Here is a 13,105-nt window from a genome sequence, read left to right as displayed (position 1 = left end):
TTGATCTTTTTTTTATTAGATATATAAGAAAATGTTATTTGAAAATGATAACTTCATTAGTAATTCTAATAAATCTGTCTAACTACAGCATTAAAGGGAGCTGCTCAAACAATACTAAGTAAAAAGGAGGAGACGGAATGAGTAACGATTATCGACTTTATCCTCTTGGTGATAGCGGCATTGTCGTTTCATTTGGAGACGAAATTAATTTCGGTATACATAAACGTATTCAGCAATTTACTGAGGTGCTAGAGCAATCATTATGTAAGGGAATGATTGAATATGTGCCGGCTTTTACGACGGTTACAATCTATTATGATCCTTGGATAATGAGTGAAAAAGGAAGAAGAAATCCTTACACAGCAATATCTACATATATTGAAGAACTGCTTTTCCACCAGGAAGAAAAATCTGAAGCGGTCGCTAGACAAATTGACATTCCGGTGTGTTACGGAGGAAAGTACGGCCCGGACTTAGAGAGAGTAGCTGCTTTTCATTCATTAACGCCTGATGAAGTTATCTCCATTCATACAAATGGAGAATATTTGGTGTATATGATAGGCTTTGCTCCTGGTTTTCCTTACTTAGGAGGGATGAGTGAAAAAATTGCGACTCCAAGGAAAGAATCACCGAGAAACAGCATCCCAAAAGGGTCAGTTGGCATCGCAGGAATGCAAACCGGCGTGTACCCAATTGAAACACCTGGAGGATGGCAGTTAATCGGGCGTACTCCTCTTACACTATTTAACCCAGAAAAAGACTCGCCAAGCTTACTTCAAGCAGGTGATCGTATCCGATTTGTTTCCATTTCTGAAACGGAATATGAAGCACAAAAGGAGGTGGATGAAGATGAGTATTAAAGTGATGCGTCCTGGTTTATTAACAACGATTCAAGATATCGGCAGACATGGATATCAAAAGGACGGCATGATTGTCAGCGGGGCAATGGACAAAGTTGCTTTAAGGATTGCCAACTTATTAGTAGGAAATCAAGAAAATCAGCCGGTTATTGAAATTACGTTAATGGGACCAAAAATTGAATTTCAGCAAGATGCTTTAATTGCCCTGACAGGAGGGGATTTATCGCCAACTGTTAATGGTGAAGCCGTAAAGATGTGGCGGCCTTTATATGTGAAAAAAGGGAGCGTGCTGCAGTTTGGTGTTCCGACTTTAGGTTGCCGTTCTTATTTATCGGTTTCCGGTGCCTTTAACGTTCCTGCAGTTATGGGAAGTACATCTACTTCGCTTCGCGCTCGGATAGGAGGGCTGCACGGTAAAGCATTACAGTCAGGAGACGAAGTATTAAGCCATCCTCCTACAGAAATAGGGGAAGCAATTATAAAGAAACTGGTGAAAAAGCAAACGGACCGCTCTTTTCAGCAGGCTTTTTGGACCATTCATCCTAAACTTCTTCCTTCATACGAGACGCCTATTATCCGCACAATGAAAGGTGCGGAATTTCATTGGTTTACGAAAGAAAGTCAACAACATTTCTTTAATCAAGAATTTGACGTTACGCCGCAATCTGACCGAATGGGCTATAGGCTAAAAGGAAAGAAATTAATCCTTCAGCAGGAAAAGGAGCTGCTTTCTAGCGCTGTGACGTTTGGTACAATTCAAGTACCAAAAGAAGGACAGCCCATTGTTTTATTAGCAGATCATCAAACGACAGGAGGATACCCTAGAATCGGGCAGGTAGCAACTGCCGATTTTTCGGCGCTGGCACAAGTTTCTCCAGGGCAAAAGGTTTCTTTTCAATTCGTTTCACTGGATGAAGCGCAGCATTTATATATGGAGCAGGAAAAGAAAATCAATCATATTAAAAGAGCACTTCGAATGAAAATATAAGGGGGAAGAAAATGGCTACCGTTGATTTGAACTGTGACTTAGGGGAGAGCTTTGGGAACTATAGATTAGGAAATGATAAAGAAATTTTACGCTATGTAACTTCAGCAAACATTGCTTGTGGCTTTCATGCCGGAGATCCTTCGGTTATGAGAGAAACAGTAAAGCTGGCTTTGAGTGAAAATGTGGCGATCGGCGCGCACCCCGGATTGCAAGATTTAGCTGGATTTGGACGTAGATATATGAAAATTACGCCTCGAGAAGCTTATGATTTGATGGTGTATCAAATGGGGGCTCTTTCAGCTTTTATACGTGCAGAAGGAGGGGCCCTTCATCATGTGAAACCTCATGGCGCTTTATATAATATGGCTGCAGGGGATCGAGATATAGCTAAAGCTATTGCTAAAGCTGTTTATAATGTTAGTGAGGAAGCTATTCTATATGGTCTTGCTGGAAGTGAATCGATTAAAGCTGGAAACGAAATCGGCTTGCGTACGTCTCAGGAAGTATTTGCAGATCGAACCTATCAACAGAACGGCATGCTGACGCCGAGAAACGTTGAAAACGCCGTGATTCAAGATGAGAAAGCAGCTATTTCTCAAGTAATTAAAATGGTCAAAGAAAAGAAAGTATTCACTGTGCAAAATGAAGAGATTCCGATTCAGGCAGATACCGTCTGTATTCATGGAGACGGTGCACATGCTGTTGAATTTGCCAAAGCTATTTGTGACAAGCTAAAAGAAGAACAAATCATTATTCAACCACAATGAGGTGACATCATGAAAAAAGAACGCAACTGGAGCGTGCTCCTCGGAGCAGCATTTTTAATGGCTACTTCAGCAGTGGGTCCAGGTTTTTTAACTCAAACAACTGTCTTTACACAAGCTCTCGTCGCAAGTTTTGGTTTTGTCATTTTACTGTCGATTTTATTAGACATTGGCGTTCAGCTAAACGTATGGCGTATTATTGCCGTCTCAGAAAAAAGAGCACAGGATATTGCTAACAGTGTTTTCCCAGGTCTCGGTTTATTTATTGCTATTTTAATTGTAATCGGAGGCTTAGCATTTAATATTGGAAATGTAGGAGGAGCGGGTCTTGGCTTCAATGCGCTATTTGGTATTTCTCCTAAAGTTGGTGCAGTTATTACAGCCATTATTTCTATTGCCATCTTTTTAGTCAAAGAAGCCGGAAAATTAATGGATCGTTTTGCTCAATTAATGGGCGGAATATTAATTATTTTAATGGTGTATGTTGCGGTTTCTTCCGCTCCGCCAGTAGGAGAAGCGGTATCTAAAACATTTTGGCCGGATCACATTGACGTAATGGCGATTGTTACTCTTGTAGGAGGAACGGTAGGAGGATATATTACATTTGCAGGAGGTCACCGTTTATTAGATGCAGGAATCAAAGGAAAAGCCGCGATTCCGGAAGTAACAAGAGGAGCAGTATCCGGCATTACGATCGCTTCGATCATTCGAATTTTTCTATTTTTGGCAATATTAGGTGTATTGAGTCAAGGGTTAAAACTGAATCCCGATAATCCACCTGCCTCTGTTTTTCAGTTAGCCGCAGGGGATATTGGCTATAAATTATTTGGTGTCGTCATGGCAGCAGCGGCTATCACTTCAGTTATTGGTTCGGCATATACATCGGTTTCCTTTATTAAATCCTTCAGCAAAAGGATTGAGAAATATGAAAACTGGATTATCATTGCATTTATTACGATTTCAACCCTGGTTTTCTTAACGATTGGTCAGCCGGTCACGCTGCTCATTTTAGCTGGAGCATTAAATGGGTTAATCTTACCTATTACACTCGGTACAATGCTTATAGCGGCTTATAAAAAGAAGATAGTAGGGGATTACAAGCATCCGACTTGGCTTACCGTTTTTGGCGGTTTTGTGGTCGTTATTATGGCTGTGCTAGGAGTCTATACGCTTGTGACTCAAATGGCAAAACTGTGGTAAGAAATTCTATAACCAATTAAAAAAGGGCCAGAAGGCCCTTTTTTAATTGGTTATAGGCAATACATATAAAATGATTGCTAAAAAGTGAAGTACGGTTCCGCCAAGAACAAACATATGCCAAATCATATGGTGAAAACGAAATCCTCGCCATACGTAAAAAACGGCTCCGATTGTATACAACACGCCTCCAACTACAAGAAGGACAATTCCTTGATGGGCAATGTTTTGAGTTAACGAATCCCACGCAAACACAATCATCCATCCCATAAATACGTAAAGAATGGTGGAAATAAAAAGGAATTTCTTCACAAAAAAAGCTTTGAATACAATTCCTGCAAGAGCGATGCCCCATACAATTCCAAAAAGTGTCCAGCCGGTGGTTCCTTTTACTGCGATAAATAAAAATGGAGTATACGTACCGGCAATAAACAAATAAATAGAAGAATGGTCAAATATCTCAAAAAGATCTTTTACCTTACCTTCCGGAAAGCTATGGACAAGCGTAGAGGAGACATAGAGAAGCAGCATGGTTACTCCGTAAATAGTAAAACTGATAACATGCCAAGGCGTTCCTTCTAACGAAGAAAGTACGATTAAAAGCGTTAATCCCACAATGCTGAGTACGGCTCCAACGCCGTGTGTAATCGCATTTGCAATTTCTTCTCCTCTTGTAAATGTGTGTGTAGTAGCCATTTACAAAATCCTTTCTTTACACAAATTTATCTTCTATTTTCTCAGAGGATCAGTTTTGAACATACCTGCTGAGAAAAAATCCGTAACGGTCAAAAACATGAGTGAAAAGTTCATTGGTTATTTCTTTATTATAGACCATTCTTTTGATTTTATCTATTTTGACTGGAGGTCCGAAAAGAGGAAAGATATATATGTGAATGTTCACTAGCTGTAAAAAGCATGTATAGAAGAAAAAAATGCTTTTTGAAAAAATGGCAGAAAAGTTGTCATGAAGGCATGATTTTGAAATACATATAAAATAAAACTTTTAACAGTCAAGGTTACGATTACTGCTTAGCTCATTTGCAATAGATAAGTAACAAGATTGTAAGAAGGCAGGGGGATGGAAGCAGTGAAAAAAGAAGTTATTTTTGATGAAACAGGCACATACAAATATTCTCTATTATGCAAATGGAGTGAAGTAAACGAACGTAAACTTACGTTTATCTTGTCCTTTCCAGAAAATACGTATGAATACAGCGATGATACAGCTGTATCCAAATGCATCGACCTGGCGCAAAAGTGGGGATTTGGAGTTTTAGAAATCGTTTATTTATTCAGCTATCAAACCGATCATGTTTCGTTTTTACGCATGCTTTCAAAAGAAGAAGCTGTTGGAACAAGAACAGGTGAATATATTCAAAAGGCTGTGGAAGATGCTGAACTAGTTGTGGTAGCTTGGGGTGATCATGGAAGCATTTATAACCGGCAAGAGGAAGTAGAACGCTTTTTGAAACACAAGCCGGTATACTGTTTTGGAAAAACGAAGCAGCAATTTCCTCGCCATATTTTATCCGTCGTGCACCGTACAGAATTACAGAAATACGAAGTGCCGGCTAATCGTGAAGAGTCAGAAGAAGTTTCTTCGTTTATTGAAGACATAGATCAAAGTTTTGGTGGAGAGGATTATTCTCCAATTAAACAACTAACAGAAGAAGAACCGCTTATGTTTATTGAAGACATTGCCAGTATGTATCGATAAAGAGAAAAAGCGAGGTTTATATTCCTCGCTTTTTCGTTAGTATAAAACACCAAGTTTTGTCATATGGTTGTATCAAGAAGCGTGTGTGAAGGGGGAACTTTATGAAGTTGAATGAAGTACTGCACCGCATCACAACTATTTACAATGAGTTAGAAGAAGAGTGCTTTCAATATATAGGGACTGTGATCAATGAAAATGCAGAGCTGGATATTTCTCGTCTAGAAGAATTAAGTACGCTGTTAAACTTCGTATATGAATGCTCGCAGGATGTATTAGTAGGTTCTATTTTAACAAAATTGGATTATGGACAACCCATTTATCAATTTGCTATGTTAAAGCCTATTTCCCTTGAAGGAAATGAAGATAAGTTAGATATTTTATATGAAGAAAAGGTAAAAGTAGAAAGAGCGATTCTAGATGTGTATACAGCTCAGCGAAAGAAGTTATTGACTCAAGCAGCCGAAGACTTAAAAGAACTGCACTACGAGCTGCAGACCTACGTGTATGCTTGCAACATATAAGTGAATCTGTTGAAATGGCAAGGTATATATACAAATAAAAAGGAACATGTTAGGATAAGTAAAAAGAACTCCTAATCAAAGAGTTCTTTTTATTGTAAAATATATGATTTTGAACTAGTCAAGCATAAAGACGGTGGTAATGGCAGTTACCCTTTTCTTTGTGCTTTTTTTATCCGATTGTGTTGATGATGCTGCTTACTGCGTTAAAAAAGTTCATAAGTACCTCGTTTAGCATGTAATATGCCTCCTCTCTTACTCAATATGTACAATCAAATTATCCAATTGTGTTAATGATGCTGCTTACCGCGTTAAATAAGTTCATTAAAACGTCGTTGAACATGTTTGCAACCTCCTTTATGATAGATTCATATAGTAATACGAGAAAACATAAAGTTTGGATCACATTTTTTTAATGTTTTTTTAGAAAAATAGTTAAAAAAAGAGTTTAATGGAGGTTGAAAAAGATGAATTCGTTTACAAACGACGAAAAGCAAGCGGTATACAAAGCGATTTACGGAAGAAGAGATGTACGCACATTTTTGTCTGATGAGATTCCGAATGAAACGGTTTATAACATTCTACAGGCTGCTCACAGCGGACCTTCCGTCGGGTTTATGCAGCCTTGGAATTTTATATTAGTATCTGATACAGAAGTGAAAAATAAACTTGCCTGGGCAGCAGATAAAGAGAGAAGAGCACTGGCTATTCATTATGAAGGTGAAAAGAAAGAAGATTTTTTAGAGCTAAAGATTCAAGGATTAAAAGAAGCGCCGTTAACTATTTGCGTAACGTGTGATCCAACAAGAGGGGGCTCTCATGTTCTCGGAAGAAACTCAATTCCAGAAACTGATATGATGTCAACTGCGTGTGCGATTCAAAATATGTGGCTTGCTTCATATGCAGAAGGACTGGCAATGGGATGGGTAAGTTTTTATAAAAAAAATGATGTACGTGACATTTTACATATTCCTCCTCATATTGATCCTGTAGCGCTCATGTCAATTGGCTATACAGATAAATACCCTGAGAAACCAATCTTAGAACAAGCTAACTGGGAAAAAAGAAGGGATTTAGACAAGCTAATTTATCATAATGTATGGGAAAATGAAAAAGAATAGCGGAGAGAAAATAAAGACATACTAAAAAGCGCTGAAATATAGTAAAATTTGAATATTAAATGATACACTATATATAGCGAAAGCGGATATGAGCGTCTAGCGTATCCGTTTTATTTATATGTATACAAATGACTTGGGAAAAAGAGAGATAGGAGAATTGAAGGTTTCATGAATATTGCAAGAAGTTGGCTTCACAACAAACTTACTGTTCGCATCATTACGCTTATTATTATTACAGTTTTACTTGTCAGCATTAGAAGTATGCTTCAGCTGCTGTTATTTACGTTTATTTTTACCTTTTTAATTGGTCGTCTTCAACAAACGTTAAGAAGAAAGCTTCCGCTTAATTCAACGCTTATACTCATCGTCATCTATATCGCACTGATTGGTGCTCTCGGTATTGTAGGATATGTATATATCCCGGTTATTATGACGCAAGTTACTGAGCTTGTACAGAAGCTGATGTATTTTTACAAGCACCCCCCTGATAATACATTCGTCACCTATATTATCGATAATCTAAAGAGATTTAAATCACCAGAAAATATTCAGCAGAATATTGATTTAGTATACAGCTATTTATCTAATATTGGAAAAGTAAGTGCACAAGTTTTCTTAGCACTCTTGTTAAGCCTATTCTTTTTACTTGAAAAGTCGCGGATTCACCGATTATTTGTCCAACTGGAACAATCTAGGCTGGGCTGGTTTTTCAAAGAAGCTGGCTATTTGGGGAGAAAATTTGTTAATTCCTTCGGCAAGGTAATAGAAGTTCAGTTTATTATCGCTTTTGTGAACAGCATTTTATCCGTTATTGCCCTGTGGGTGTTAGGGTTTCCTAATTTGCTTGCGCTTGGCGTTATGGTCTTTCTACTAGGGCTAGTGCCGGTTCTTGGGGTATTTGTTTCACTCATTCCGCTTTGTACAATCGCTTACAGTTTAGGAGGCGGTGTAAAAGTACTATCTGTGTTAATTATGGTGGTAGTACTTCACGCACTTGAAAGCTATGTATTAAATCCAAAGCTTATGTCATCTAAAACAAACTTGCCAACATTCATTACGTTTATCATTTTAGTATTTGGTGAACATTTCTTGGGCGTATGGGGGCTGATTCTTGGTATTCCTATTTTTATTTTCTTTTTAGATCTCGTAGGAGTAGATTCAGCACAGCAGCTGTCAAAAAAAGAAGAGACTGGGACAAAATGATTTGAGACGAGGTGAAAAACGAACCATTAATCAAGATGTTTGATTAGTGGTTCGTTTCTTTTTTTAACGAGCGTATCGTTTTTTGAATGACTGGATGATCTCGATGCTTAAGTTTATAAGCAAGAAAGATCTGATTTTTTACCGCTAAATGTTCAAGTTCGATTTTCACCTTTTTTTCTTGGAGCGCTTCTTGAATCAAATAGCGGGGAAGCAGGCTGATTCCCATGTGATGCTGAATGGCTTTTAACACTGTTTGAAGATTTGGAATCACATGATGAGGCTGAATTTCAGGCCGTTTTTTAAAATGCTGTCGCCAAAAACGCCTGATAATAGGAAGTTCAAGGCCATAGCTAATCCACCGCTGATTGTATAAAAAATCCTCTATGTCTTCATTGGGTGTCATTTCAAAAGAAGGAGGGACGGTTAAGACAAACTCTTCTTCTTCAATGACCGTATATTCGACTCCTGGTATTTGCAATCTTTGGGTTGTAATCGCAATATCAATTTCGTCGCTTTGTATCTTTTCAAGTAAAACAGAAGCAATACCAAACTGGCTGTAGCAGCGGATACCTGCATCTTTTATTCTTTCTAAAGCTTGTTCGGTAAAATACTCTACGGGAGAACCAATTTTTACGACCGGCAGCGCGTCGGGAGATGAAGCGGTCATTTTTAATTCAATTGAAGCAGCTTCTAGACTTTCAATTAACGGGACAATACGCGTGTACAGTTCTTTACCTTTTTCTGTTGGAATCATCTTTCTTGGTGCACGGATAAATAAACCTTCGCCTATTTCAGCTTCTAAAGCAGCTAAGTGCTGACTCATGGCCGGCTGCGTTAAGATCCTCGCTCTGGCTGCTTCAGAAACGGATCGATATTTGTAAATGCTAATAAAGCTGCGATACCATTCAAAATCAATCATTTATGCTATCCTTTCTTATAAATTTATTTATGGATATCTATTTATTTTCTAATTTGTATTATAGACAAGCTCTCTTTAAAATAAAAATAGTAAGCAACGCATTTTTAGATAAAATAATAAAAGTACCGTTAGCCAAATGATGTAAAAGGAGAGTTAAACTGTGAAAGCATTATTATTGCAAGATAAAAATAAATGGACAGAAATGAAAGTAGAAGAAATAGAAAAACCTCTTCCAAATAAAGGAGAAGTAGTAGTTGAAGTTCACGCAGTGGGACTTAATCCAGTGGATTATAAAACGGCTACTAATGGAAATCCTCATTGGACATATCCTCACATTCTAGGTTTGGATGTAGCTGGGACAATTGATGAAGTTGGAGAAGGAGTAGTTGACTGGAAAAAAGGAGACCGCGTTGTCTATCACGGGGACTTTATGAAAAAAGGCGGATATGCTGAATATGCGGTCACAACTGCTCATTCAATTTCGCGCATTCCTGATGCTGTTACATTTGAAGAAGCTGCTGCTTTGCCTACTGCAGGTTACACGGCGTATGAAGCACTATTTCGTAAATTTCCAATGAACCATATTCAAACCATCTTAATTCACGGAGGAGCTGGAGGCGTAGGGGGCTTTGGCGTGCAGCTTGCTAAAAACGCTGGAAAAACCGTTTTCTCAACAGCTTCAGCACATAATCATGAGTATGTGAAGTCGTTAGGCGCTGATTATGTAATTGATTATCGCGAGGAAAATGTCGTGGAAAAAGTATTGGAGCTGACAAATGGCCGCGGCGTAGATGCTGTGCTTGACACGGTGAGCGCAAAGAACGCAACGGATTCTTTAGATATGATTGCCTATAGAGGACATTTAGCACATATTGCTGGTGCACCTGACTATACAAAAGTAAAGCCTTTTACAAAAGTGATTTCTTATCATGAAGTAGCTTTAAATGCTGCACACCACATTGATGACATGATGGCGCAAGCGGATTTAGCAAAAATGGGCGATGAGCTTTTAGCATTAGTAGCAGAGAAGAAAGTAGCTCCGATGATTGAGCGCATCATCTCGTTAAAAGAAGTGCCAAGTGCATTAGAAGAGCTTTCAAAACGCCATGTGAAAGGGAAAATCATTGCTAAAGTTAAATAAATAGCAGGACAGAAAAGACTCTTTTATTACAACTAATAAAAGAGTTTTTTTCTGCTATTTTCTTTTTTTGCGTTACTTCACTTATGAACTGCATATGATAGAAGATAATCAAATATAGCAAACGGGTGCGTATAAGCTTTTTTTACTAGTAAAATTGCTTTGAAATCGTGAAATTTTGAATAGTTTGAGTTATGATGAAAGAACGTGAAATTTGTATGATTGAAAGGAGAAAAAAGGTGCAAGGGTTTATTGATTTTGTACAAAACTTAGGCATAGTGGGCATCTTTATTGCTACAGCAATCGAAGCTGCGGCAATTCCTTTTCCGTGTACGTTATCGATTTTGCTCATTGGCTCGGTTCTGCAGCTCTCAATATGGAAAATCCTTATGGTTTCAGCTGTCAATACCGTTATTTATATCGCATTCAACTATATTCCGTTCGTGATGGGATACAGGTTTGAATCTATTACCAAGCGCTGGTTTGGTGAAAAAAATATAAAGCGTGCCCAAAAGTGGTTTCATAAGTATGGAAAATGGAGTATTACGATTTCTCGGCCCATCAGTATCGCAAACTATATAACCTATTTGGCAGGCCTTAGTAAAATTAAATCTAAGGACTTTGTTTTATACAGCACATTAGGTATTTTTCCATGGTTTGTTTTTTTGCTCTATGTAGGAGGACTTGGAGATATTGAAAAAATCCAAAAATATTTGCATGATGTAGACCGTTTAATATTTGTTATTCTTATAATCGGAGTGATAGTTGGTGCAGGCTGGTGGATGAAAAAGAGAAAAAGTACATAAAAAAGACCGGACCAAATAAGTGATTCCTTAAAATAAGAGCGCTTTTATAGTAAGGTTTTTATAACTCAAAAGAGCCGCCTCTAAGTCGAAACCCTGACTTAGAGGCAGCTCTTTTATTCAACTATAAACAGCCCGCCAGCTTCTATAAGACGTAATATCCTCCGCATCTTCTGTCGCATGAGCTTCACAAAGAAAACCCGCTACTTCACTGCCGTCTTCGAGAGTGATTTTGCCTAGTCCAAGAGGAGAAGGGATAGAATCGGCAAAAGAGCCGAGTAGTGATAAGGGCATTTCCCAAAGTTCAACTTCAATTTTTTCTCCTTGTTGATGCGTTCGCAGCAGCCCCGGTTTTGCTGGAGAAGTAGGCAGTTTAAAAAGCTGGTAATAAGGAGCGGTTTGGTCTTTTCGTACGAATGAAGCTCCGTGTTCACGCATTTGAAATTCAAGTGGAAACCCGCGCATATGCAAACCGCAAACAGCTACTAAGGTTGTATCTTTTCTTGAATCAACCGTTCGTTCACCATTTAAAAACACTTCGCTAAGCCCGCAAATGAATTGTTCGCCGTCAAATGTAGAGAAAAATGAAATGCCAAACGGTAAATCAAGATCTGCATCTTGAGATGGAAGAGAGACAGCGCATAAGTCGAGCAAGTTACAATGGTTTGTAAAACGCCCCATGTCACTGTTTGTTTCAATTGGATTTTCTCTTACTTGTTCCCGCGTCCACGTTCCGCCTGCTGTCGGCATAACAAGAACAGCATTTTTAAGCTGATGATATGCTTTATGTTTAAAGGATTGAAGCTTATGTGAAGCTTGAAATAAAGCAGCAGCATCATATTCTGATTTAGCTCCTGAACGAAGGACTTGCTCGGTTACAGGAAATGCTGTTTCTTCATGAGAAGTAATAAATTCTCCTAAGTCAGCCCAGCGCTCCGCTACGTATGGGCCGTCATACAATAAAGCAGCTGCTTCGCTTAAATACGAGCCGTCAATGTATTCAATGGGAATAGATAAACCTTCAATCTTTTTCACTGCTTGCTTCCAAGCTTCCTCGTACTGCTCAGCAAACGGTCCGTAAAATGAGAGCGGTTCTTTTACCATACAAATTTTTTCAGGGAGAGCCGAAGAAGCCCGAACAACAGAGCGTGACCATGGATCTTGATCGTCTACCCCTCTAATAATAGAATCTACAAGCAGTACGTCACTCCATTCATGAGCAAAAGCAGTGACGCAGTCTAAGCTTTTACACGCCGGAACTACACCTGCAGATGGCCACGCTCCGAGAGAAGGTTTATAGCCAATTAAACGGTTTAAACCGGCTGGAACGCGCCCTGAACCTGCTGTATCGGTACCTAAAGAAAAAGCAGCGTGCCCGCGAGCTACGGATACAGCTGACCCTGAGCTCGATCCGCCGCTAATGAGCTCGGACTTTAACGCATTGTGCGTTTCGCCGTAAGGGCTTCGTGTACCGACCAGCCCTGTAGCAAATTGGTCCAAGTTGGTCTTTCCAAGAGGAATAGCACCTGCATCAATAAGACGTTGAACAACCGTAGCATGTGCAGAAGGGATATACGTATATTCTTTACATCCGGCTGTCGTCGATACATGGGCTACATCGATATTATCTTTAACGGCGAATGGAATTCCCCATAAAGGTAACGCTTCAGGGCTTAGGGTAGCTAAGCGATCGAGATAAGGTTTTAACTCACCGAGTGTAGGGGGGGTAATCCAAATATTCATGTCTTTATCAGCTTCTACACGCGTAAGAATTTGATGTACTACATCTTCCGGAGTTAATTCTTTTTTGATATACATATCACGTAACCATTGAACCGAAAATGTTTTAGGCAAGCTCACTGTTTTCATTGTATCCA

The 13,105-nt window shown here is 38.9% G+C and carries 13 protein-coding genes; 10 read left to right on the top strand and 3 right to left on the bottom strand.

The window, feature by feature from the left end:
* Window positions 1–137: 137 nt before the first annotated feature.
* From pxpB to ACWATA_RS19510, 4 genes are read left to right on the top strand one after another with little or no spacing between them, the layout of a single operon-like run.
* The gene (gene pxpB / locus ACWATA_RS19525) at window positions 138–860 is read left to right on the top strand and encodes a 5-oxoprolinase subunit PxpB (protein WP_033578185.1); all 723 of its coding nucleotides are present in this window, start codon (window positions 138–140) and stop codon (window positions 858–860) included.
* The gene (locus ACWATA_RS19520) at window positions 850–1,848 is read left to right on the top strand and encodes a 5-oxoprolinase subunit C family protein (protein WP_473050127.1); all 999 of its coding nucleotides are present in this window, start codon (window positions 850–852) and stop codon (window positions 1,846–1,848) included. The genes pxpB and ACWATA_RS19520 overlap by 11 nt, the downstream gene beginning before the upstream one ends.
* Before the next feature lie 11 nt (window positions 1,849–1,859).
* Window positions 1,860–2,615 (top strand): LamB/YcsF family protein, encoded by a 756-nt coding sequence (locus tag ACWATA_RS19515; protein ID WP_473050125.1) that lies wholly within the window; start codon window positions 1,860–1,862, stop codon window positions 2,613–2,615.
* A 9-nt stretch (window positions 2,616–2,624) separates the two neighbouring features.
* On the top strand, window positions 2,625–3,812 hold the full coding sequence (locus ACWATA_RS19510; RefSeq protein WP_473050124.1) for an NRAMP family divalent metal transporter: 1,188 nt from the start codon (window positions 2,625–2,627) through the stop codon (window positions 3,810–3,812).
* 42 nt (window positions 3,813–3,854) lie between these two features.
* Here the strand turns inward: ACWATA_RS19510 and trhA are convergent, their stop codons facing one another.
* A complete protein-coding gene (gene trhA / locus ACWATA_RS19505; protein WP_013055671.1) occupies window positions 3,855–4,505 on the bottom strand; it encodes a PAQR family membrane homeostasis protein TrhA in 651 nt (216 codons plus the stop codon).
* A 382-nt stretch (window positions 4,506–4,887) separates the two neighbouring features.
* Here trhA and ACWATA_RS19500 point away from each other — a divergent pair, with 382 nt between their 5' ends.
* From ACWATA_RS19500 to ACWATA_RS19485, 4 genes are all read left to right on the top strand, one after another.
* Window positions 4,888–5,526: a DUF1643 domain-containing protein gene (locus ACWATA_RS19500; RefSeq protein ID WP_205689676.1), complete on the top strand. Its 639-nt coding sequence runs from the start codon at window positions 4,888–4,890 to the stop codon at window positions 5,524–5,526.
* 101 nt (window positions 5,527–5,627) lie between these two features.
* Window positions 5,628–6,047 carry a hypothetical protein gene (locus ACWATA_RS19495; protein ID WP_016763238.1) on the top strand — a complete coding sequence of 140 codons (420 nt, stop codon included), beginning with the start codon at window positions 5,628–5,630 and terminating at the stop codon, window positions 6,045–6,047.
* A gap of 464 nt (window positions 6,048–6,511) precedes the next feature.
* Entirely contained in the window at window positions 6,512–7,165 is a 654-nt protein-coding gene (gene bluB, locus ACWATA_RS19490; protein WP_013055676.1) for a 5,6-dimethylbenzimidazole synthase, read from the top strand.
* A 168-nt stretch (window positions 7,166–7,333) separates the two neighbouring features.
* Complete coding sequence (locus tag ACWATA_RS19485) at window positions 7,334–8,368, top strand: AI-2E family transporter (RefSeq protein ID WP_028412216.1); 1,035 nt, start codon at window positions 7,334–7,336, stop codon at window positions 8,366–8,368.
* A gap of 43 nt (window positions 8,369–8,411) precedes the next feature.
* Here ACWATA_RS19485 and ACWATA_RS19480 read toward each other — a convergent pair whose 3' ends face one another.
* Window positions 8,412–9,287: a LysR family transcriptional regulator gene (locus ACWATA_RS19480; protein ID WP_028412217.1), complete on the bottom strand. Its 876-nt coding sequence runs from the start codon at window positions 9,285–9,287 to the stop codon at window positions 8,412–8,414.
* 160 nt (window positions 9,288–9,447) lie between these two features.
* Here ACWATA_RS19480 and ACWATA_RS19475 point away from each other — a divergent pair, with 160 nt between their 5' ends.
* Both ACWATA_RS19475 and ACWATA_RS19470 read left to right on the top strand, forming a co-directional pair.
* Window positions 9,448–10,428, top strand: coding sequence for a zinc-binding dehydrogenase (locus ACWATA_RS19475; RefSeq protein ID WP_367071417.1), 981 nt, complete (start codon window positions 9,448–9,450; stop codon window positions 10,426–10,428).
* A 236-nt stretch (window positions 10,429–10,664) separates the two neighbouring features.
* Window positions 10,665–11,231, top strand: coding sequence for a DedA family protein (locus ACWATA_RS19470; RefSeq protein WP_223546326.1), 567 nt, complete (start codon window positions 10,665–10,667; stop codon window positions 11,229–11,231).
* Between the two features lie 117 nt (window positions 11,232–11,348).
* Here the strand turns inward: ACWATA_RS19470 and atzF are convergent, their stop codons facing one another.
* Complete coding sequence (gene atzF / locus ACWATA_RS19465; RefSeq protein ID WP_473050123.1) at window positions 11,349–13,097, bottom strand: allophanate hydrolase; 1,749 nt, start codon at window positions 13,095–13,097, stop codon at window positions 11,349–11,351.
* Window positions 13,098–13,105: the final 8 nt, after the last annotated feature.

This window comes from Priestia sp. USM5 (genome assembly GCF_058323215.1).
The sequence above is the reverse complement of the archived record's forward strand: the minus strand, read 5'-3'. Positions and strand labels throughout refer to the sequence as shown.